Consider the following 546-nt stretch of genomic DNA (forward strand, 5'->3'; position numbering starts at 1 on the left):
CAAGTTTTTGGGGTGCGGTTGCTCCTGATCCAAAAACTCTGTGGTCGGAGATGAAAAAAATAACGGTCATCCCTTGCCTTTGCACACCTTCCTCTTGCCTGCTCCTTCATGCACGTAAAATAAATATCAACTTAAAAAATTACAATTATGAACGCAATGAACAATTTCACAGTTACGGGTTATGTTTGCAAGGATGCAGAAGTTAAAAACTTTGAGAAGGCTGCCATCGCACGCTTCGGTATCATCATCAAACACACAGAACGCAAAGGCAACGAGACCACTACGGTCTCTTCGATCATAGGCCTTGAAACTTGGGTAAAGAACGACGATACGGCTACCTTGGAACTGCTGAAGAAGGGCAAGGAGATTACGGTAGAGGGATTCTTCAAGCCGGAGAACTACACCAAGGACGGTAAGAACGTCACGGTTCTGAAGAACATCGCCACAAAGGTTACCGCCTTTGTCAGGGAAGAAAAGCAGGACGCTCCTAAAGCGAAGAACCGGAAGGCCAAGTAAAAGCCTTACTCCGAAAGACGGGAGACTCTT

At 46.0% G+C, this 546-nt stretch carries 1 protein-coding gene; it reads left to right on the top strand.

The genetic code is table 11. The annotated features are described in order from the left end of the window. The first annotated feature begins 147 nt into the window (after window positions 1-147). The gene (locus JCM12259_RS12865) at window positions 148-516 is read left to right on the top strand and encodes a single-stranded DNA-binding protein (RefSeq protein ID WP_004345305.1); all 369 of its coding nucleotides are present in this window, start codon (window positions 148-150) and stop codon (window positions 514-516) included. The last annotated feature ends 30 nt before the right edge of the window (window positions 517-546 follow it).

The organism is Hoylesella enoeca JCM 12259, assembly GCF_000613405.1.
In the GTDB taxonomy this organism is placed as follows: domain Bacteria; phylum Bacteroidota; class Bacteroidia; order Bacteroidales; family Bacteroidaceae; genus Prevotella; species Prevotella enoeca.

Excerpts from the sequence above, each read along its gene's own strand:
- JCM12259_RS12865 (WP_004345305.1), top strand. The coding sequence starts at position 148 with ATGAACGCAATGAACAATTTCACAGTTACGGGTTATGTTTGCAAGGAT.